Source organism: Candidatus Uabimicrobium amorphum (genome assembly GCF_009002475.1).
GTDB lineage: Bacteria > Planctomycetota > Uabimicrobiia > Uabimicrobiales > Uabimicrobiaceae > Uabimicrobium > Uabimicrobium amorphum.
In genome coordinates this window covers 281,771-302,339 of sequence record NZ_AP019860.1, presented here as the reverse complement: position 1 = coordinate 302,339, position 20,569 = coordinate 281,771, and the positions used below count along the sequence as shown (strand labels likewise).

The 20,569-nt window shown below is 39.6% G+C and carries 16 protein-coding genes; 6 read left to right on the top strand and 10 right to left on the bottom strand.

Features of this window, described 5'->3' with window-relative positions:
- Nucleotides 1-214 precede the first annotated feature (214 nt).
- The 3 genes from UABAM_RS01075 (at nucleotide 215) to UABAM_RS01065 (ending at nucleotide 3,384) form a co-directional block, all read left to right on the top strand.
- Complete coding sequence (locus tag UABAM_RS01075) at nucleotides 215-1,639, top strand: ChaN family lipoprotein (protein WP_151966138.1); 1,425 nt, start codon at nucleotides 215-217, stop codon at nucleotides 1,637-1,639.
- A 142-nt stretch (nucleotides 1,640-1,781) separates the two neighbouring features.
- A complete protein-coding gene (locus UABAM_RS01070) occupies nucleotides 1,782-2,702 on the top strand; it encodes a multiheme c-type cytochrome (protein ID WP_151966137.1) in 921 nt (306 codons plus the stop codon).
- A 1-nt stretch (nucleotide 2,703) separates the two neighbouring features.
- Entirely contained in the window at nucleotides 2,704-3,384 is a 681-nt protein-coding gene (locus UABAM_RS01065; protein ID WP_151966136.1) for a type 1 glutamine amidotransferase, read from the top strand.
- Nucleotides 3,385-3,427: 43 nt separating this feature from the next.
- Here the strand turns inward: UABAM_RS01065 and UABAM_RS01060 are convergent, their stop codons facing one another.
- The 5 genes from UABAM_RS01060 to UABAM_RS01040 form a co-directional block, all read right to left on the bottom strand.
- The gene (locus UABAM_RS01060; RefSeq protein ID WP_151966135.1) at nucleotides 3,428-4,519 is read right to left on the bottom strand and encodes a hypothetical protein; all 1,092 of its coding nucleotides are present in this window, start codon (nucleotides 4,517-4,519) and stop codon (nucleotides 3,428-3,430) included.
- Nucleotides 4,520-4,582: 63 nt separating this feature from the next.
- Nucleotides 4,583-5,125, bottom strand: coding sequence for a hypothetical protein (locus UABAM_RS01055; RefSeq protein ID WP_151966134.1), 543 nt, complete (start codon nucleotides 5,123-5,125; stop codon nucleotides 4,583-4,585).
- Nucleotides 5,126-5,128: 3 nt separating this feature from the next.
- Nucleotides 5,129-5,500 carry a hypothetical protein gene (locus UABAM_RS01050; RefSeq protein ID WP_151966133.1) on the bottom strand — a complete coding sequence of 124 codons (372 nt, stop codon included), beginning with the start codon at nucleotides 5,498-5,500 and terminating at the stop codon, nucleotides 5,129-5,131.
- Between the two features lie 36 nt (nucleotides 5,501-5,536).
- The gene (locus UABAM_RS01045; RefSeq protein WP_151966132.1) at nucleotides 5,537-6,922 is read right to left on the bottom strand and encodes a WD40 repeat domain-containing protein; all 1,386 of its coding nucleotides are present in this window, start codon (nucleotides 6,920-6,922) and stop codon (nucleotides 5,537-5,539) included.
- A 259-nt stretch (nucleotides 6,923-7,181) separates the two neighbouring features.
- Nucleotides 7,182-9,683 (bottom strand): VIT domain-containing protein, encoded by a 2,502-nt coding sequence (locus UABAM_RS01040; RefSeq protein ID WP_151966131.1) that lies wholly within the window; start codon nucleotides 9,681-9,683, stop codon nucleotides 7,182-7,184.
- 236 nt (nucleotides 9,684-9,919) lie between these two features.
- On the opposite strand from UABAM_RS01040, the gene UABAM_RS01035 reads away from it, so the two are divergent.
- Nucleotides 9,920-10,909, top strand: a complete 990-nt coding sequence (locus tag UABAM_RS01035; RefSeq protein ID WP_151966130.1) for an ROK family protein — start codon at nucleotides 9,920-9,922, stop codon at nucleotides 10,907-10,909.
- Between the two features lie 53 nt (nucleotides 10,910-10,962).
- Here the strand turns inward: UABAM_RS01035 and UABAM_RS01030 are convergent, their stop codons facing one another.
- The 4 genes from UABAM_RS01030 to UABAM_RS01015 all read right to left on the bottom strand — a co-directional run bounded on the left by UABAM_RS01030 (nucleotide 10,963) and on the right by UABAM_RS01015 (nucleotide 15,785).
- On the bottom strand, nucleotides 10,963-12,444 hold the full coding sequence (locus UABAM_RS01030) for a NupC/NupG family nucleoside CNT transporter (protein ID WP_229759344.1): 1,482 nt from the start codon (nucleotides 12,442-12,444) through the stop codon (nucleotides 10,963-10,965).
- A 64-nt stretch (nucleotides 12,445-12,508) separates the two neighbouring features.
- Nucleotides 12,509-13,168, bottom strand: coding sequence for a hypothetical protein (locus UABAM_RS01025; RefSeq protein WP_151966129.1), 660 nt, complete (start codon nucleotides 13,166-13,168; stop codon nucleotides 12,509-12,511).
- A gap of 33 nt (nucleotides 13,169-13,201) precedes the next feature.
- Nucleotides 13,202-14,203, bottom strand: coding sequence for an NAD(P)H-dependent glycerol-3-phosphate dehydrogenase (locus UABAM_RS01020; RefSeq protein WP_229759343.1), 1,002 nt, complete (start codon nucleotides 14,201-14,203; stop codon nucleotides 13,202-13,204).
- Nucleotides 14,193-15,785 (bottom strand): 1-acyl-sn-glycerol-3-phosphate acyltransferase, encoded by a 1,593-nt coding sequence (locus UABAM_RS01015; protein ID WP_151966127.1) that lies wholly within the window; start codon nucleotides 15,783-15,785, stop codon nucleotides 14,193-14,195. Before UABAM_RS01015 ends, UABAM_RS01020 begins: the two co-directional genes overlap by 11 nt.
- 423 nt (nucleotides 15,786-16,208) lie before the next feature.
- On the opposite strand from UABAM_RS01015, the gene UABAM_RS01010 reads away from it, so the two are divergent.
- Together UABAM_RS01010 and UABAM_RS01005 are read left to right on the top strand one after the other, a co-directional pair.
- Nucleotides 16,209-16,604, top strand: coding sequence for a DUF6567 family protein (locus UABAM_RS01010; protein ID WP_151966126.1), 396 nt, complete (start codon nucleotides 16,209-16,211; stop codon nucleotides 16,602-16,604).
- 32 nt (nucleotides 16,605-16,636) lie between these two features.
- Nucleotides 16,637-16,996: a DUF6567 family protein gene (locus tag UABAM_RS01005; protein ID WP_151966125.1), complete on the top strand. Its 360-nt coding sequence runs from the start codon at nucleotides 16,637-16,639 to the stop codon at nucleotides 16,994-16,996.
- A 73-nt stretch (nucleotides 16,997-17,069) separates the two neighbouring features.
- Here the strand turns inward: UABAM_RS01005 and UABAM_RS01000 are convergent, their stop codons facing one another.
- Nucleotides 17,070-20,519, bottom strand: a complete 3,450-nt coding sequence (locus UABAM_RS01000) for a serine/threonine-protein kinase (protein ID WP_173013062.1) — start codon at nucleotides 20,517-20,519, stop codon at nucleotides 17,070-17,072.
- Between the last annotated feature and the right edge of the window lie 50 nt (nucleotides 20,520-20,569).

Genomic DNA, 20,569 nt, shown 5'->3' with positions numbered 1-20,569 from the left:
TTTGTGAGATACAACAAAAGTTTTATTCCAGACTTTTTGAGTTTTCACCATATTTACCATTATATGGTAATTATTTTTTTATAGCAATAAATAATGATATTGATTCTTCTGTATAACGCGTGGAAAAAATGTTATAAATAATATGAAATGTTATCACATAATGAAATGTGAAGATGTCAACATACTTAAAGAATGATAGATAGAAAGGTTCATCATGAAGACATTTGCTTTATTACTATCATTGCTATTCATTACCAATTGTACTTTTGCGGAAAAAAAATGGCCCAAAATCTACGATACCAATAGCAATAAATGGATTGCTTTAGAAGAAGTAGAGGAAATTCTACAAAAACATCGCGTTGTTTTCGTAGGAGAAAAACATGGACATCGTTGGGGACATCGCATAGAGCGTATGCTTCTAGAGATGTACTGGAATGTTCGTGGAGACGTTGCCGTTGCCATGGAAATGTTTGAACGCGATACACAACATATTCTCGACGGTTATGTACGTGGAGAGATCGACGAAAAGTTTTTGCTACGCAATACACGCCCATGGAAAAACTATAAAACGGATTACAGGCCTCTTGTAGAATTTGCAAAAGACATGAGTTTGCCAGTTTTGGCGATGAATGCTCCACGTCGCTATGCCTCTTTTGTTGCAAAAAACAAGGAAGAAATCCTATTTGCGATGCCAAACAAAGAACAAACATTTATGGCGCAAAAAATCACCGCCCCACAAGACCGTTATTTTGAAAAATTCCAACAAGCGATGCGTGGTATGCCTAAATCCATGATATCATCTTATTATCGTGCACAATGCTTTAAAGACGATACGATGGCAAAATCAATGGCGGTTTTCATGATGACAAATCGTCGTACAAGTATTATTGCCTACATGGGTTCTTTTCATTGTGATGAAAGATTGGGAACCGTACAACGTTTTTCAGCAATGGTACCGCGAGTAAAATCTCTTGTGGTTAGCATTGTTCCTACAAAAGGCGACAAGATTGAAAATATTGATACGTACAAACCTCTTGGTGATTTGATTTTCTTTGCTCCTGAAAACCCCAATCAATCGAAACAAAAAACTCCAGCGGTTCATCCGCATATGAAGGGCAAAACAAATCCTCATACAAAGGGAAAAATGCCAAACCCTCATACAAAGGGAAAAATGCCAAATCCTCATACAAAGGGAAAAATGCCAAATCCTCATACAAAAGAGAAAATGCCAAATCCTCATACAAAAGAGAAAATGCCAAACCCTCATCAGGAAAAAGTTCCCGTACATCCCAATGTAGAGGAGCAGTCAAAAAACCCTCATGAAGAAAAAGCTACCGCGCATGCCAAGGTAGAAAAAACGCCCAATCCTCATGAAGAAAAAGCCGCTGAAGAAAAAACAGCTGATCATCCTCACGAAGAAAAGGCCACCGACGAAAAAGCAGTCGATCATCCTCACGAAGAAAAAACCGCCGAGGAAAAAGCCGCCGATCATTCTCATGAAGAAAAAGCCGCAGAGGAAAAGTCTAGCGACGCCAATGTTGAGGAAAGTATAGAGCAAGAAGATAAATCAGCACCTCAAGATAATCGCGAAAAAAGCGATGAAAGCGAAGAAAGCCAAGACAAAGATAATATTGGTTAAAAGTTGACTCTGCTAAAAATAACAAGCACAATCTAAATACGAATAAATTTGCAATACTCAGCTCAAAACAAAACCACAAAATTACAAATAATACTTGGTTTTATACTCAATTAAAGGTCTTATCACACAAAGGAGGAACTCAATGAAGTATTACATCACAGCTTACCTACTCTTTGCCGTGTGTTTTGCGCAAGCACATATGGAAAAAATCATCGGACAAGAAGAGTGTAAGATATGTCATAAAAAAGAATATGGTGTATGGGCGGGAACTCTACATAATCAAACGTATGATTCACTACATGTCAGTTCCACAACAGCAAAAATTATGAAACGTTTAAAATTAAGTGGTAGTCCCAAAAAGCAAGAATCATGCCGTCGTTGTCACTATACAGCAAAGCCTCGCGGATCTTTTATTCGTACAATAGGTGCCATTGCATGCGAAAGATGCCACGGAGCTGCAAAAGACTGGGTAATGATCCATAATATCGCTGATATTGACAAAACCGAGCGTCGTAAAAAAGCAGGCGAAGCGGGTATGTTTCACCCCGGTGATGTATACGGTATCGCTAACAATTGCTACAGTTGCCACATTATAGACGACGAAAAACTAGTGGATCGCGGACGTCACCCCATAGGAAAAGAAGACTTCAAGTTCGTAGTAGAAACCCAAGGCAAGATGCGCCACAACTTTACATCGGGAAAAGGAATTAACATTCCCGCTTCCCCACAACGCAAACGACTATTTTACATAGTCGGTCAAAGTCTAGAATTGCAACACTATCTGAGAGCATTAGGCAACAGTAAAAAACAACGTAATTTTTTTCTGTTAACCCGTGCGCGTTTAAAAAAATGTGCAGATGAAATGGTGAATATACACAAGGCCACCAACAAAAAAGAGACAGAATTTATTTTAAAAGTTCTTTCCGAGGTCAAAGTTACTCCCAACAACAAGGCACAACTATACAAGGCAGCGGACTACATTCACAATGCCACTAGAAAACTCATCGATAATTACGAAATAGAATCAATATCGTCGCTAGACGCACTACTACCGAAGGAATAAAATGGATATTGCGATATTGAAAGCTGAAATAACACATGAACCTGTCAAAAAACAAGCATGTGATATCAGTCAACTTTACAGTAATTTTTTTGACGGGCACCATGTGACTTTTTTTGATGTTTGTGCACAACAATATCCTGAAAAACATTATGACTTGTATGTAGTGACAGGTAGTGCTGCGAGTGCTTACGATGACACTCCCTGGGTCATTGCCCTGCGAAAATTTATCCGTCACAATAGTGACAAACGAATTTTAGGCGTTTGTTTCGGCCACCAAATCATTGCCCAATCGCTCGGTGGAAAGGTAGAAAAAGTAGGCTGGAATTTAGGGTGTCGTGAAGTTTTTATACAAAAACGCGAAGCGTGGATGGAGCCTGATTCTCAAAAAATATACGCTATTTTTAACCATCAGGACCAAGTGGTTGTTCTCCCTGAAAACGCAACATTAATCGCAGGTGGACAACAAGTCCCCATACAAATGTATCGTATCGCAGACAATATTTTGTGTATGCAGCATCATCCCGAATATATAGCGAAATACCAACAAGCATTGATGAAACATATCGCCCACGTCATCGGCGATATGCCCACCATCGACGACGCGATGAGTAGTTATCAAGACGCGGAACACCTATTTTCTATGCGCAAATGGGTAAATGCTTTTTTCGCAGAGAAAATATAACAACAAAGAGAGAGTGGAAACACTCTCTCTTTATGAATAAACTCTACTTCAACTGCTCTAAGGTACGACGCACTGTGCCAACTACACGGTTATAGTTATCCAGAACTTGAATTTCAAATGCAATCGTCTGGTAAGGAAATTGTTTCTCAAATACAATATTTCTTCCATTGTCGCACGTTTGCTCCGCTAAAAGTTGCTTACTACCACTTGGTTGAATGGCAAACAATTTTGTTCGATGAATATTGATTCCCAATACCTGATAAGCAATACGCAAGGTATAACTGTTGTGAATGAGAGCAGTACCTATTTCAATCGTTCCACTTCCTCCACTACCGCTATTGTCTACAGTAAGTGTCGCGTATCCTTTTTTGCCACTTACGGGATCTTTTGCCCAAACTTTTGCATTTCCGCGATAACTTCCTGCGGTGTATTCTCCTGTTTGTTTTACACTCCCTTGGCCTTCCACATACCATCGAGGTTTAAAGGGTACTTCATTGCCCTTATCGTCATAAGCCAGTGCAAAAAAACGCATCTTCTGCCCCAATAAAACAGTTGTAGATTTTGGAGAAACGGCAACACGTTTGATGTTGTTCGCGTAAATAGTCAACTCCAACACCGCCGATAGTGGAGAATTTGCATCGCGAACTTGAATCGTGGCTTTCCCCGACTGGGTCGCAGAAAACACACCACTACTTGAAATAGTTCCTCCCCCACTGCACCGCCACATAGGACTAAAGTGCACCTCGTTTCCTTGGTGATTGTAAGCAGTTGCTTGTAATTGAACTTGTTGCTTTTCGTAGATATTTTTCTTAGGAGCAATAATTTGTATACTTTGAGGAATATCTTTACCTGGAAGTTTTACATAGACTAGGGCCTGTGCTCTTTGGTTATTTGCCATCACAATAATGCGATACTTTCCCGCAATGCGTGGCGAGGTATATTCACCACTCGCAGTAATCGAGCCTCTTTGAACACTCCATCTCAAATTGCGTGGTGTATGTACGACCCCGTTTTGCTTGTCAAATACGCAAAACTGCAATTTGCTATCGGGATACATCACTACCTGTCGCGGAAAAATCTCAAGAGCATACATAGTAGTTATCAAAAGTATTAGCAACAAAGTATAACGTTTCATTGGATTTTAACTTTCTTTGAAAATAAAGACTTAAAAAGCGCCAAATACATGGCACTTTTTTGCTTACAAATGATTAATGATTACATAGGCTGTGTATGCTGCCGTCGCGATGATCCCCGCGACAGTAATTCCATAAAAAGCGCGATAGTAAAGTCGTAAATTATTTACCGCCTTCATCGCAAAAGAGATGTCATCACCTTCTGTGGTCACAATATTGAGAAAAGATCGCGACGCTTTTAAGTGACAGACACCGATATACATACATAACACACCCATCAGGAGAAAGGAGGCAACGCCGTTGAGTATATTTTGATAGTAAAGAGAGATGCTAGAGTGAATAAAACCGACTATTCCGGTGAAGATCGCAAGTTTTCCCACAAAGCCAAGACGCATCGCAAACTCTTCGAAAATCATATTTTGTTCGTTTCCGAATTCATATGGCGTAGTAGGGGCACTTTCCTCTTCTTTTTGCTCTTCACTTTCGTCTTGTGCGTCTTGTGCGTCTTGTTCGGTTTGTTCCTCAACTTGTTCAGCACTTTGTTCTTCGGCGCTATCACTTTTTACTTCGTCTTGTACTTCTTCCTGCTCTTTGTTTTTTTCTTCCATGTCCTATCCTTTCACTCCTAGGTTAAACAAATAAGAAAATGCCGTGGACAAAATGAATATGACAAAAGCCCAATAGTACAAGAAATAAAAACGATTGAAGTTCTTAATGGCATTTGTGAAATGGTCAATATCGTTTCCTTCCGTATCCACAACTTTTTGTAGCGATTTCGCCGCAGAGAAGTGGCACACAGCAATAATAAATATTACCAACAAATCGACAATGAGAAGTGTATGTTCGGCAGAAAAATAAAAGAAAAAACCTATAATTTTCAACGCAATAATAGTCAAAATAGAAATGCCGACAAAGCGAACATTTTTTGCGAGATCTGCAAATATTTTTTCTTGTTCCGTCGTGAACTCATAGTTTTGAGCCATGTGTTCTCCTTTGATATTTATAATTCCAGATTGCCCTTATGGCAATCCATACAAGTTGATCTTTCCGTTTAGCTCTCCGATTGCGGCAAGTTTTCCATCGAAAGAAAATGCTCCTGCCGATGCACGGTGATGCTTGTAAAGAGCGGTACTATAGCGTTTAAAGCCGGTTTCTATCTCAGAAATTCGTATAGCCCCTTCTTCGGCAACATACATAACGTATTTACCATCCCCAGAGGTGTTCATATACACAATAGGAGAGCTGTAACCGCGTATAGGGTGACCGTAGTATATTTTATAGTACGCTTTAGAAGAGCTATAGTCGTCTATTTCAATCTGGTCACGCTGAAAAAACGCCGTCCACAATAAATTGTACTCTTCACGCCACGAAGGGTCATCCACATGAGGTTGCAATAAAGAGCGACTCCACTTTACACGTCCGGTGGTGTCTCCTGTATACAAGTGACGCATGTTACGCGTCATCGCAAGTGAGGTAATCGGGCCACTACCAGAAACAGATTTTATGTATGTTCCCTCGGTAGCATCAAAAATAGTTGCCTTATTCCTGGAGTCACCGATAATGGTGTAGCGATCATCGCTAGTAAAAATAGCGCTCAAGTATTCGCGTGTTGTACTGCTGTCGGGATAATCCATTACCTTTTTGTGTGTAGCAAGATCCCAAAGTGCCACACGTGAATTTAGGCTACCACTAATAGCATACTTGCCACTATTACTAATTGCAATGGTATTCACCGCATTTTTGTGCGCACGAAATACCTTCAATCTTTTTCCCGTTTTAATTTCCCAAACGCGAATGTTACCGTCTTTACCACCCGTTAATACGTATTTATCGTCGGGAGTGATGGCAAGACTTTCGACATAACCGCGTAAACTGCGCACCACTTTCAACGTTTTCGCATCCATAATATATGTGTAATTGTCATCGCCACCACTTATAAGATAACGATTATTGCGCGTAAACGCCATATCGGTTATGGTGTCGCGATGAATTTTTTTTGCCGTTATACTGTCGTAGTCCTCAAATTCCGTATTGGTAATAAATCTTGAAGGCGCCAAGGACATCTTTTTCTCTAGTTTTTTTCCACCTTCTAGGTGAGCAACGATCAGTATGTCGGTCTCATTTGCTTCGAAAGTGAGTTTTCCCTGAAAAATAGCATCATTCTTTTCTTTGAAGTATACATCCAAAGCGTTCTTTCTCGTTTGTGCCTCATAACGGTAAAAAACAACCTCAACACTAGAAATACTGTTGCTAGCAGTGACGCGGCCTTGCAAGTTAAAAGGCTCCACAATCACATCGACATTGGTGTTGTGAACATTTTGCGAAAATGCCTGCCACACAACAATTTCATCGCAATAGATAACGCTAAATATACTCAAAACAAGTAAAATCATTTTCCTACACATCGATTTTTTCCTTCTTTAAAACAATTTCAGTTTCCATATACTTATATCATGATGCAGGGAGTATCATCAATTAAATAAAAATTACTTTATAAACATATTTGCGTTACCTATTTTTCGAACCCGAGCCCGAGCCCGCTCCTGAGCCCGAGCCCGATTTTTTTAAGCATTAATCTACTTCGTAAACATCCTTGCGTTACTCGAAAGCGGACTGGGATTCCATGCTAATTTTTTCCATTTCCGTGTACTCGATCATTTCCTTTTATTCGTTATCTATGATCACTAAATTTTGCAGCGCCTCCATCAAAACGGTGCCATCCTTCTGTGGAAAATTTTGTTTGCGGATATATTCAATGAGCTTATTTAAACTTGCTGTGGTGTTTTTTTGTAAGGCCTTGCGATCACGATATGACTTTACCAACATTTGTAATTCCTGCAAACGAACATTTACCTCTTTGATTTTTTCGAGGTGGGTGATAAGTGCCTCTATATCAATTTCGTCCAGTCGTCCAAGACTCATACCTGAACGAAAACGCGCCAAAGGTATTTCGCGATATTTATATCCTGCCATAACGCGAAACAACTTTGATTTTGGCAAAATCATTATAGTATAGTAAAAACGTCCGATGCCTTTTTCTTTTTTGAGTAAATGTGGCTCTATTTCCTCACCGTCGACAAAAAACCGATAGTCATATGTAAAGGTACCTAATGTCATTTGGGACTTGCGCGAAGTATACTCCAATGGTTGCAATTCTATCAGTGGTACACCAGCAATAAAAGGTCCACTTCCTGGAGCAATGCGCATAGTGCGTTTTACCGTTTTGTATTTTTTAAATTTAATCAAAAAAGTCACTTCTTCACCGGGAGTAAAAGTATCGCGAAAGGAAACACGCTGGCCCGTTTTCGCATTGATCACGTCATGGGCATCTACCAGGCTTCCCGTTTTATAATCTGTCATTTCGAAAGAAATTTGTCGTGGCGCACGACTGTTTGCAAGGGCCATTTTTTTCATGGGATAATACCCTTGTTTCATGACATCAAATTTAACCTCGTAGTCCGTCTGTGGTTTTTCAATTCCCCAATCCTCATAATCTTTCTCGTTTTCGAGAACTAAATAAGACGTGTACGGCGTCACAATCTGCGCCTTCTTTGACAACTCAATAACTTCCTGTTTTATTTCCGCATGTTCTCCAGATTTACGTATGTTGTAAAGTAAATAGTCCATTTTCTTTGTTTGCCATAGACGTTCAATCAGTGGAAAGTCAACTTTTTCCGCAAAATCTATCTCTTCCACTATTTCGACCTGTTGTTGTTTTTTATTTCCGCGTAAAGAAACTTTGCGCAGACCTGTATTTTCATAGCGCCCACATATCACGATTTGCGATCCTTGAAATAAATCATTGTAGTTTTTGGGGAATATTTCACTTGCGCCTGCCAAATCGATGAAGAGATCCGTTAAAACAGGATTATTGATTTTTCGAAAAAACAACGATAATGGCAATTCCAGATTTTCATATTCCCTAACAGCACAAAAAGCACCTTTGTTTTTTAACGCCAGCTCTTCTAACAACAACACATTTGCGCCATTGCCTATGCCAAAAGTGAACAAACGCACAGATTCGTCACTTTTTGTTTGTATTTCCTGCAAGATTTTTTTGTTATCTATAATCCCAATACTAGGGCTACCGTCCGAAAGCATGACGATATTGTGTGGCACAGTTGTTTTTTGTTCCAAAGCTTTCACTAAGCCTCCACACAAATCGGTACTGCCTCTTGCATGCATGCTATCAATAAATTTTCGCGCTTTGCCTTTGTTTTCGGGAGTAGCGGCAAGTAATTGTGTAGAAAAAACCTCTATAGATGTTTCAAAAGTCACTATGTTAAACACATCACTACTATTGAGTAATCGCACGCAAAATCCCAACGCTTCTTTCGCCTGATCTATTTTATCTCCCGACATGCTTCCCGAGACATCGACCACAAAAGTAACCGCTTTAGGGACGACAGACATTTTTTCTTCTGGCGGTGTGATAAACGCCACAAAATACCCCTGTTTATTGCGATGGCAAAAGACATCGATGCCCAATTTTTTCTTGCCCAACACATACAGCAATTGCACATTTTTTCCCGGAGTCATTTTAGACGTCTGATAAGTAATTCGTGCTTTATGTTCCTCTTTTTTTATCACAACTTCGTGATTTTTACTGTGAACATTGGAGATCGAAATTTGCGAGACAATGTCCATTTCTAAAGAAAACGGACCGGGATTGATATCGTCATCTATATGATAATCATAAGAAACAATACCAGAGTTATAGGGAAGTACCTGCCAATAAGAAAACTCTATTTTCTGCTCTTTTCCCGCAGCAACAGGGAAAATACGTATCTTGTATGACGTATCCGACACTTGTTCGAGAAGGGCTGGGTCTAGTTTTTTGCTTTTTATTGTCTCGTAAATTTCACGACCACGTTGCTTTTCAACTATGCGCCCATTCATTTTGCGTCCATTCACCCACATAGCAAACGCATATATTTTCGCATAGCGTGGTAATGTAAAGCGATACTCTGCCTCAACATCCACAGCGGAAGTATTGTGAAAATTTTGCGAAACATGTGTTAAAGTCAATTGATTATTGACTTCAACACGCACATCATGTGACTTTTCCTTCATACAATTCTCATGCCCCGGTGTTAGGGACGTTAAAACTCCGGCATTCACATACACCATTACAACGATTACGAATAATATCCAACGATTTGTCATGATAGTTCTCCTTAAAACAAATTTTATTAAATCAAATACATTTATTTTATAGGACAGTTGGACAAGACAAATTATTCATAGTACCTGCTAGATGTCCAACAACAGTGAACATTTTTACTGTGATATATTTATTTTCTATAAAACATTGTTGATAAAATCATAAATCCTTGGAAAATAGGTGTAGTTTATTTCAAGTACATAAAGTGTTTACAAAATGATCTGTTCTGAGGTGAGTCATGTTATTAGCTATTGACATTGGTGGTACCAAAATTACTCTTAGTATTGCAAATAGCGAAAAGATTGTCATAAAAATGTTTCAAAACGTACAACTAAGTGGTGATGAAATGACCATCCCGCGTCAAATCGACAACTTAATTGCCCTCGCTTGTGAAAAAATTGCCATCAGCGAACAACAAATTACCGCCGTAGGTATTAGTACCTGTAGTCCTTTTGTGAGAATGGGAGACGACAAAGCAATTGCCGCTCCTAACTTATGTGGGGGACTTGGTTTGCAACAACGAAATATAGGAAATGATTGGAAAAAAATTCCTTTGCAAACGCATTTACGTCAGCGTTTCCCCAAAGTAGAAATGGAAAATGACTGCGTAAGCGCCGTTGCAGCAGAAAGAATTTTTGGTACAGGAAAAGGTCTCAACGATGTGATTTACATCACCTGGAGCACAGGCATTGGTTGTGGTGCCTATGTAAACGGAAATCTGATCAAGGGGAAAAACGGTAATGCTCCTCACTTTGGCCCTATTTACATGGTAGACCGCGACAGTACATCGGGAAATAAAGGATTTGAGCACCTAGAAGCTCTGGCATCTGGAACCGCCATTGCCCGTAATTTTGCACAAGGTTCTACGAAAGACGCTTTCGAACAATATGCGACCAACGAACATGCACGCAACATAATCGACAATGCCGTCCATCATTTTGTCAAAGGACTCATCTCGATCAACTACGTTTTGGATACCAGTAGAATTATTCTTGGTGGAAGTGTTTTGCTAAACAACGAAAAATTGCTCATGCCCATGATACGCCAAAAGTTTTTTGACGAGTCATTTGCCGCTTTTAGCGAAGGAGTAGAAATTGTCGTAACAGAGTTGGGGAATTACTTAGGAGACTTAGCCGCATTGAGCCTTATTATGCCACAAGAATGGATTGCCATCTGGCAGCAACAAAAACCATGGCAACAAGCGCCAGCAGCTACTGTTGTCGAATGATAATGAACCAATGCTCAATGAAACAAATGTTTCATTGAGCATCGACACAGACATTACATCAAAATACCAGCAACGGTTCCTGTCATGCATGCTGCGAGTGCACCACCAATCATTGCCCGCATACCGAGCTTTGAAAGATCTGTACGTCGTTGTGGAGCGATCCCACCAATCCCACCAATTTGTATTCCAATAGAGGCAAAATTCGCAAAACCACATAGGGCATAAGAACAAATGATCGCGGAACGTTCCGAAAGAAGATCAGGAGTACTACGCAAGATGTCACCAAGGTGCATGTAAGCTATAATTTCGGTAAGTACTAGCTTTTCACCGAGAAGCATTCCCACCGTCATACATTCGCTCCACGGAATCCCCATAAAAAACGCAATCGGCGCAAAAAACCATGCCAGAATCAACTGCAAACTCAATTGATTCACTCCTGTGGGAAGTATGGCACTTGGTACAGGAATGAGACCAACGACAAAGTTCACCATAAACATCAGCGCAACAAATGCCACGAGCATTGCACCAACATTCAACATGAGTTGCATACCTTCTAGGGCTCCACGCGATGCGGCTTCGATCATATTGGCATCAGGTCTTTCAATTTCCGATTTTAATTCCCCTGCTGTTGCTGACTCTTCTGTTTCCGGATACATGATTTTTGAAATCGCCAGTGCCGCAGGCGCACTCATAATACTCGCCATCACTAAGTGTCCCGCAATATTTGGTATACCAACAATTGCTACGTAAACGGCCATAACCCCACCAGCAACCGTAGCGAATCCCCCCACCATAATGGCGTGCAACTCTGAATTGGTCATTTCACTAATAAACGGTTTGACAACGAGCGGCGCCTCCGTTTGCCCCACAAAAATATTTGCTGCCGCAGACAATGATTCGGAACCACTCGTTCCCATTGTCATTTGCATCACCCGCGCCACAATATTTACCAAAAATTGCATCAACCCAATGTGATATAAAATGGTCATCAGTGATGAAAAGAATATAATCGTTGGCAAAATCCAAAACATGAAGTTTTTCATGATAGGACTTGTGTAGGGGATAAAAGAAAAAGGATTTGGTCGTGAAGATGGCGGAGCAACATTGTCTTCAAATTGTCCGTTACCAAAGTTAAACGATTGAATTTTGTTTGGTACCGTTCCTTGGAGTACAAATGCGGTACCTTCGGCACTAAAACTAAGAAGTTTGTTCACTGCTGTATCAATTGTTTTAAAGAAAAAACCACTCATTGCCGGAGAAAGGACTATAACGCCAAATAGTAATTGTAGCGCGATTCCCCATATCACAGGGCGCCAGTTAATGTTTTTGCGGTTAACGGAAAATAAAAACGCAACGAAAACCAGAACAAAAATACCGAGAAAACCCATTAAGCGTGTGATAAAAGAAACACCTTCTTCTGCAACAGCTTCTTTTGCTACTTTAGCATCTTCGGTAGTTTGTGCCACAACAGTAGGTTCCATGAGTGCAGCAAAACACAGAACAAGACACAACAAAAAAAAAGTTTTTTTGAACATTATAGTATCCTTATATTGGTTCGCATAACATATACCACTCCATTGCAGTTAACTATTACGCGAATTATTTACTAAAGACTTGTATTCTCACAATATAGTGTGGCTTTTGTTGATACCCCAGTTTAATAGAAGCAGTCAAAGGTGCGTCAGAGTCAGCATCTACTAAATCCTGAAGCATATCCGCCGACATAAGTACTCCAATTTCTTCTTGTTCTAAAATGGTATACTCTTTTTCTTTAGGCCCACGCACTTTACTCTTGTTGCTACCAAAATTTTCATACAGAAGGTTATTATCCTCGTCCATGTATAATTTGCCGTGTAAAGCAGAGATAATGGAGCAGTTTTTGAGTATCTGCTTGTCCTGCGTTTCCCCTTGGGAACGGCCATACAATACCGGCGTTGACATATCCAAAACCTTATCGGTGTATTCTTCGTAGTCTTGTCCTATTTTTTGGCGTTTTACAATGGATTGCTTGAAAGTGAGTTGTGACACAAGGCTTGTGGGAGTTTCCACTTCGTCATCGACGATAATGCCCAGACTTTCGGGCTCATTGAGTACATCTTCCCCTAAAATGCGATTGATATCACTCTTGGGAAAATAGATCATCTCTCCTTTGGTAATGCTTCGAGGTTTTCCCTTGGCAATTAATTCAGTAACCCCTTCTTTACCTAATTTGTCTAACAGTTCTAATAAAGAGTAACAATTATCTAAAGGCACTGACATATCGACTTCCTTAAAGTTTAGATAAATAGTGGGTTATTCCCACAATGACTTTCTCTGCATAAGGCTTGTAATAACTTCCATAATATCTTTGTTTTCGTGCACAATCTCATAGACACCTCGGATAATGGGAAGTTCTACGCCTACTTCAAGCGCAAATTCATGAATTACCTTACACGTATTTATACCCTCGGCAACCGACACAATATTCTCACAAATATAGTTAAGGCTTTTTCCTTTTGCGAGATGATATCCCACGCGATAATTACGCGAAAGATTACAGGCACAGGTCACCATGGTGTCTCCGACTCCAGTCAAACCCGTAAATGTAGAATTGTTGGTTCCTAGTTTACTACCAATGCGACACATTTCGCTTATGCCACGTGTAACAAGTAATGACTTACTGTTATTTCCAAAATCAAGGCCATCAATAATGCCCGCGGCAATCGCAACGATATTTTTGATTGATCCGCCAAGCTCAGACCCCAAAACGTCGTTGTTGCCGTATACGCGAAAACTTTGGCTGGCAAAAGCTTTGATTGTTTTTACAATCACTTCGTTAAAGTGGCTGGCAACGACTGTTGCCGAGGGGTGACCTTTTAAAATTTCTTCAAACAAATTTGGTCCGGCAATCACCCCAATCTTTTTGCAACAAGTCTCTTCTAGCAAAATGCTTGTCATACGACTTCTGGTTTTTTGCTCTAAACCTTTACTCGCGGACAACAGTATCTGGTCGCCCTTTACGTAATTGCCCAGTTTATAAGTGATGCGCCGAAAACTGTGTGATGGAATTGCAACGATAATGATTTCGCAGTTCTCTGCGACTTCCTCAAGACTATCTGTCGCTTTGATGTTTTCGGAAATTGCGTACTCTTTTGTATACTTAGAGTTGCGATTTTTGTTATTTATTTCTTCAATTCCCTCTTCATCTCTCATCCACAGCAGTGTTTTATTGTTGTTAATTCCGGAAAGATGCGCAAGAGTGGTTCCCCAACTTCCTCCCCCAATGACTCCTACACTATCATAATTACTCATCATTATTTCCCTGTAGTTCGATGCCATAGTTCATCAAACGTGTGTTGTAGTAATAAATAAGATTGCAGTTATTGATATAAATTTTTTCATTTTTCTTGATAATCGCCGGCTTCGTATGATAAACACGAAACCTCTTTAAAGCGTGATTTAAAATGACCTCTGCATCCGCTTCCTTTAAACGCTCATCAATAAAAATTTCATTATTTTTTTCTAGTTCCCTCAACTGAACCATGATGACTTTAAGTGGTTCGAGAACCTCGTCAACAGTGTAGTATTCTTTTTCACCTCCTGTAAACAACAAACGGTAAAAATCCATTTTGGGATTATCGCGCAATAAGATTTTATAAATGACAAAAGCGAGGATGTTGGTGCTCAAAGCAATATTGTATTGTTTATAAAGCTTTACAATTTCTCCACCGAGTTGCCTTATATATTCTTGGTCGCGCTGCGTTAGATGATCGACTTCACCATCCACATGTACATAACGATCAATTTCTACCTTGCGACCGCGTTTGTCATATGAAATTCCCTCTTTATCCACACGATTACCAAACAAATCTATTGCGGGACAAATATTCACAAAAATTCGCGAATCTAAACTCATGGTACTGCTGACAAAATTTGTGATACGTCCTAAACGCGAAAATTCATCGTCTTGAATGATAAATTTGGACCCGCCCTCCCGGCGTAAAAAATCTCGACTGAGTCCTTCCGCCTCTAAGACAAGTTCATAGGAAATGGTACATGGTACAATGAAAATTTTCGGTTGGTCCTTGTTTCTCTTAAGATTATTGATATAGGCCTTTAATCCAGATCCTAAAAGGCCTAATTTTAGGCGATCCTCTATTGCACCAGAACGACTCCGCGTTCCTCCAGGAAAAAACAAATTATTATAGCCATATTCAATCGTGACGGTGGCATATTCTTTCAAAATGTCTTTGTATAGCGCGGCTTTTTTCTTGCGATCAACCTTATATGCTCCAAGATTATTCATAAAGTAACTGATAATCCAATTGGTAAATAAGTTAATTCCCGCACCATACGTAAAAGGCAGTAGTCCTATTTTATACAACGCAAAACCAATAATAATAGAATCCATGTTACTGGAGTGCGTGGGTAACAGGATAACTGTTCCTTTTTTTTCTAATTCACGTAAAAGTTCTATCTCACCTTGAATAAGAAGGCTGTCGCGTAGGTCAGGCAGGCGTGGAAATTTGGATATTAAGACTCGCGGAGAAATTGTATTGAGTAATATACCAAGCCCAACAGGTAAAATCCTAGTCGAAAATTTATACACTTTTTCGTCAAAGTGCCCTACAATTTCATCGACAAATATCTTTATGAGTTCCCGTAAAAGAACCTCTTGTTCTTTGCGATCTGCGGCAAGAAACCGTTTATTGACACTTTTCCAGTATTTGATGGCTTTTTTGTCAGGGTCTGCATGAAGCCTCTTTTTTTCATGGTAAATCGTATCATTTATAATTGTTTCTAGTAAGATTTCGCCTTGTTCTACCCTTTGCATTTGAGCTTCAAAAACGCGTTCAATAACATCACGACAAACGTCTTCTTTGTGCTCAGGCCTCATGCCTCTCTCCCTCGAATGTAAAAAAAATTTAAGCCGTTAAGATTTTTAATAGTAACTTATTTTTTATCAGGTGTCAACAAAGTACTACCTTCTAGAATAGATATCTCCGAATTGTAGCTAGGCTTTGACACACAATACCCAAACAACAAAAATCATCATCTAGTTCGTGCAAAAAAATCACGCATGATTCCAAAAATTTCATTCCAAATCACCACTCATGAAAAACGCATCGCAAACCTCATTTTGAAAACATTTCAAAAACAAAATAACCAATAGAAATACGTAAACTTTTGAGCAAAATGTACATATTATCAGTTAATAAACTTGACTTTTACAAATTTTTACTTATTATAAGGCCTATCAGTATCTACAGTAGATATTGATTATCACTTTAAGTTTTACACATTTCTAAGGAGTTGTTTTATGAAAAAGATCTTAGTTACTCTTGTAATAACAACTATGATCTTCGGCTTCACTGGATGTGGAACCTTTGCTGGTTATGGCCCAGGAAGTCATTCTTCACAAGTAACTTTGGAAGATGGCAACTTCACCGTTGTTCAAAGCGGCGTAGAAGCTTCTGCTACAGTTACCGTTCTCTTTCCTGCCCTAGGTGCACTTGGTATACCTGGTGGTCCAGCAGGTCTTCCTCTTGGAGATGCCGCTCTTTACCAAAGAGCAATGGATCAATTGCGTGGTCAAATCAAAGACAACAGCAATGTTGGTTTAGTAAATCTAACTGTTGACGAGAGATTAAAGCATTTCGCAGTCATCGGATGGAAAACCTTAACCATTACCGCTGATGTTGTGAAGTTTAAGTAATCGGGTATACAAATTATTTCAGGAGAACCAATATGAAGAAAGTTGTGTTCCTAGTTGCAATAGTAGCTATAGCCTTCACCGGATGTGTAGCAGCTGGTGGGATGAGCAATGGTGGTTTTAGTTCAAACACAAATCTAAAAAGTTCTGGCTACAGTGTAGTTAAAACTGTTTCAGCTAAAGCCTCTACAATGTACATTCTTGGATCTATCCTTTTTGATGCTCCACAAGCTGATTTGCATAAGAGAGCTTTCCAAGATTTACGTAGTCAAGCTGGATTGCAAGGAAAATCTCAAGCTTTAGCGAACATTACAACTGACGTTGTTGAAAGAAACTATCTAGTTGTTCGCTTTGTTGAACTAACTGTAACCGCTGACGTTGTGTCTTTTGAATAAAACGGCATAAATAAAAGCAAAAAGACCCGCGCTCCGAAGCGCAGGTCTTTTTTTTTGTTCATATCTTATTTACCTACCGACTTAGTTTGTTTTCTATTTTTTCAATCAATTTCCACCACGATGAATCATCGTTCAGTAGCAAGTCACAACGCTTCACTACTTCTTGCAATGCACCGCGATCGAAAAAATGATTTTGTTCCACCACGTAAATTCCACCTTCGCCATTGCCAAAGTAAGCGTTTTTCCAATTTGTAGAAAAATTACTTGTGCCAAATTTGCGGTATCCGCGATATAAAGAGTATGTTTCTTTGGCTTTGCGGTCGTATACGTAAATGGAATGCATGGTAAAAATGGCGACGTACTCACCATCTTCCGATATCGATATTCCCAAAATTTGTCCAATGACTTCCCCCTCAAAATCCAACTGTGGAGTTTCGAATCCACGCCACACAGAAAAACGACCGTAGTTGTCTCCTAAGGCAAATAGTTTGTTTTTGCGGTTTACTCCCACAGTAGGAATAAGCGAATGCTTGATTTTATTGAACTTTTTGTGAAAAAATTTCCCATTTTCATAACGGCAAATACTGAAGCCTCCTACGTCAATACGTCCCTGCGTTGTCGTCGCAATAAAAATGTTTTTGTCAAGGGTAGCCATTGCCTCGCAAGTAAAAGTAATATTGCCCAACATTTTAAATTTGCGCTCTTTTATATCAAAAAGCCCTATTTCTCCGCGCTGCCCGCCCAAGAAAATGAACTTATTGTCTAAAGAGAAAGTGATCTTGTCCATGCGAGAAGCGACAAAGTTTTCGCTGAGCATTGCAAACCTTGTCGTGTCATACAATTTTAACCTGTTTGGTGCGATACTAATCGCCAGTAGACTTTCATCTTCACTACGCTTGAAGTCAAAGGGATGCTGGTATGTTGCACGACGAAAAAAGAACTCTCCATTGTCGTTCCAAGAGCTAAAACCAAACAAGTGCGGGTAAATCATGACATTTTTTTTGTCGCATATTAAAATTTTGCGTCCAATTTCCGCGACAAAAGGCATGGATTTCAAGAGTTTTTGTGCAACAGTTTTATGATCACTTGGTAGTGGATTGTCTGCAATCGCATAGGTATAGTGACAATATTTTTCTTTGGTAATGGTTTTAACTTCAAGCCCTTTTGCTGTACGTTTTAATTTAAATTGCTGGATGTGGTGGTCCTCGACAATGTTGTATACATTTTTAAATGTGTGTGTATCTCGGATTTGTAAAATGTTTCCCTTTGAGATCGCAATCGCACTGGGAGGACAAGCTTCAATACGTGAAACTTTACGACTAATTAACTGTGGAATTTTTTCATAAACTGCCGCGGAGGTAAAGTCTTTATGATGAACAGAAATAAGGCCACCATTTTTATCAGCGAGAAAAACATGGGCATCGGTAGTCGCCACAGGGGGTACTGTAAATTCGAGATTGATTTGTCGCATGGGAAGTACACGTATTGTCCGCGAGGACAAATTGTACACGACAATGTTAAAAAAGGTAAACACGTATAGATGCTTGTAGTCCGCAGAGAAAACCAACCCCGCAGAAGAACGAAATAGTTTTTCGCGTTGCGTGTATGTCTTATAGTTTTCTAAGTCACAAATGAAAAGAACGTCCGAACACAAGACTGCTAACCACCGGTCATTGTTAGAAAGTAATGAATTTAACTTTTTACCTGGTACAGAGAAGGAATGAACACGTCGTTGTTTTTGTAAATCGTATACATGAAAAAAATTACCTGAGCGAAAAACAATTGCACTTTCATCTTTGCGAATTCGTATACTACGTAAGCCTCCTTGCCCGCGGAATACTTGGCGATTTTTTTCTACGTCGTGTACAAACAACTCGAACTCGCCATTCTCTGTTTGATCTCCCGAGTAGGCCAGATATCGTCCACTTTGTGAAAGAGAAAAAATGCTCATCGCTACTTTAATATCAACACTCGCAAAAGCGTTTTTTGGTAAAAAACGTCGGATATTTTCATCGATATTCCACACGTAAATATGCTTGTTGATAAATTGTGCTAAACGGCGCTGATTTCCAGAGAAAACAGCGCTTCCGTTCTTATTTTTAAAGCGGACAGTTCGTTTTTTAGGTAAACGTGTCGCAGCTAAGAATTTCAAGCGATTGGAGAGCAAACGATATTGATTTCGCAATTCCGCGTCGACATCTTTTTTGTCTCTTATCATTTTATCAAACATGAAATACATTTTTTTCAAACTTGATAAGTTTGTCGTAATATCTTCTTGAGGTAACTTTTCAACAAAAGAATGTAAACGGCTTTCTAGCAAACGTCGCTGGATAAAATCTTTTTCTTGTATAATATTTTCTTTTTGTTTTGCGATCAGAAGATTATGCTTTTCGATGCGTAAATTTTCCTGCTGTGCTTTGTTCCACAAAATGAGAAATACACTGGAGCTTGCGATTAGGACAATCAGCAACGAAGTCAGTAATGTACCTAAGAGGTAATTGCGCTTGTACCATTTAGAAAACTTCTGCCATGCCCCTGGTGCTTTGCTGCGTATTGCGCGATTTTGTAAAATACTCTCTAGTTCTGTTTTAAGAAATGAAACGCTCTGGATGCGTTTTTCACGATTTTTCTCCAGTGCTTTTAGACAAACAATTTCTAAACTACTGCCCTTGGCCACAGCAGAATTCAATCGCGATGGTGGAACAGGGTCCTCTACGGCGATCTGATAAACCAAGGCGACGAAGCTCTCCACATTAAAAGGAACGTGGCCCGTTAACATTTGATAGAGCATCACTCCAAGAGAATACACATCACTTCTCACATCTAGTACTTCCGCGTTTGCCGCCTCGGGAGCCATGTACTTTGGCGTGCCAAAAATTTCTCCGGTCTTTGTCAAACCGTCCATTGCTTCGGTGTGCTTCGCAATACCAAAATCCAAAACAATGGGATATGTTTCGGAGTCTTGGCATACAAGTACATTCGAGGGCTTTAAGTCGCGATGTAATATCTTTTTTTCATGAGCAAACGCCACAGCTTCGCATATTTTGATAAAAAGTTCGAGCTTTGCGTTTAAAGAAATGGAATCTATTTTGATGTATTTGTCGAAAGGTATTCCCGCAATATAATCCATCGCGAAAAAATAATGTGGTTCGGTGTATATTTCGTGGATTCGTACGATGTATGGATGCTGTATTTTCGCAACAGCCCGTGCTTCATTAAAAAAGCGTTGAATACCCACTTCCTTATTGTCAGCAATAGTAAGAACCTTTAGAGCACATTCTCTATTTAATTGTGTATCACGTGCACGGTACACAACCCCCATACCGCCACGCCCGACTTCCTCAAGTACTTCATACTTTCCGAGGTATTTCTGTTTGGAAACGCTTGGTTTCCACGTAACTCTATCTGTAGAAATCAAAAAGTCGTTTGATTTTTTTTCACTAAAAAATTTTTGTACTTGTTGTTGCGTGTATGGTCCAAAAATTTGTCCGTCTTTTTTTGATTTTAAAAACCATTTTTTCATAGCACTCTCTGTTTCCATCTAGTGCGTAAATACATATCCTCGGTACTTGA

Coding starts and splice junctions, on each gene's coding strand:
- UABAM_RS01005 (WP_151966125.1), top strand. CDS start 16,637: ATGAAGAAAGTTGTGTTCCTAGTTGCAATAGTAGCTATAGCCTTCACC.
- UABAM_RS01060 (WP_151966135.1), bottom strand. CDS start 4,519: ATGAAACGTTATACTTTGTTGCTAATACTTTTGATAACTACTATGTAT.
- UABAM_RS01035 (WP_151966130.1), top strand. CDS start 9,920: ATGTTATTAGCTATTGACATTGGTGGTACCAAAATTACTCTTAGTATT.
- UABAM_RS01055 (WP_151966134.1), bottom strand. CDS start 5,125: ATGGAAGAAAAAAACAAAGAGCAGGAAGAAGTACAAGACGAAGTAAAA.
- UABAM_RS01045 (WP_151966132.1), bottom strand. CDS start 6,922: ATGTGTAGGAAAATGATTTTACTTGTTTTGAGTATATTTAGCGTTATC.
- UABAM_RS01020 (WP_229759343.1), bottom strand. CDS start 14,203: ATGATGAGTAATTATGATAGTGTAGGAGTCATTGGGGGAGGAAGTTGG.
- UABAM_RS01040 (WP_151966131.1), bottom strand. CDS start 9,683: ATGACAAATCGTTGGATATTATTCGTAATCGTTGTAATGGTGTATGTG.
- UABAM_RS01050 (WP_151966133.1), bottom strand. CDS start 5,500: ATGGCTCAAAACTATGAGTTCACGACGGAACAAGAAAAAATATTTGCA.
- UABAM_RS01015 (WP_151966127.1), bottom strand. CDS start 15,785: ATGAGGCCTGAGCACAAAGAAGACGTTTGTCGTGATGTTATTGAACGC.
- UABAM_RS01070 (WP_151966137.1), top strand. CDS start 1,782: ATGAAGTATTACATCACAGCTTACCTACTCTTTGCCGTGTGTTTTGCG.
- UABAM_RS01065 (WP_151966136.1), top strand. CDS start 2,704: ATGGATATTGCGATATTGAAAGCTGAAATAACACATGAACCTGTCAAA.
- UABAM_RS01010 (WP_151966126.1), top strand. CDS start 16,209: ATGAAAAAGATCTTAGTTACTCTTGTAATAACAACTATGATCTTCGGC.
- UABAM_RS01025 (WP_151966129.1), bottom strand. CDS start 13,168: ATGTCAGTGCCTTTAGATAATTGTTACTCTTTATTAGAACTGTTAGAC.
- UABAM_RS01000 (WP_173013062.1), bottom strand. CDS start 20,519: ATGAAAAAATGGTTTTTAAAATCAAAAAAAGACGGACAAATTTTTGGA.
- UABAM_RS01075 (WP_151966138.1), top strand. CDS start 215: ATGAAGACATTTGCTTTATTACTATCATTGCTATTCATTACCAATTGT.
- UABAM_RS01030 (WP_229759344.1), bottom strand. CDS start 12,444: ATGTTCAAAAAAACTTTTTTTTTGTTGTGTCTTGTTCTGTGTTTTGCT.